This window comes from Escherichia sp. KCJ4928 (assembly GCF_004352695.1).
In the GTDB taxonomy this organism is placed as follows: Bacteria; Pseudomonadota; Gammaproteobacteria; order Enterobacterales; family Enterobacteriaceae; genus ECMA0423.
On the sequence record NZ_SJWV01000641.1, the window covers coordinates 1 to 386 of the forward strand.

The window sequence follows — 386 nt, forward strand, 5'->3', positions numbered from 1 at the left end:
CGCGGCGTATCCGGGCGGCGCTGACCACCACCGGTCAGACGTTGCTGACCCGCCAGACGCGCCGCTTTCGTCTGGTCGTGAAGGAAAGCGATTACCCCTGCTGGCTTGATGAAGATGACGAAAATCTGCCCGTGGTGCTCGATGCCATTCTGAACCGTGGCGCCCGTTTTTCTTCTGTGGAAATGTACCTGGTCAGTGAGTGTGTGGAGCATATCCTGGCCAGTGGTCTGGTCTGTGATGTGCTGCGTATACCGGATGAACCGTCCCGTCGCTGGTTTGACCGGGATATTCTGCGGGAGGTTGTTCTGGAGGCACGGGATGAAATCCGCAGCATGGCGGATGCACTGGCGAAAATCCGGAAATGATGACGCTGGCGGGGAAAAATC

Annotated in this window: 1 pseudogene; it reads left to right on the forward strand. The window is 58.0% G+C overall.

Features of this window, described 5'->3' with window-relative positions:
* Window positions 1-365 (forward strand): annotated as a pseudogene (locus tag E0D98_RS26025) (hypothetical protein); the annotation flags it as partial.
* Between the last annotated feature and the right edge of the window lie 21 nt (window positions 366-386).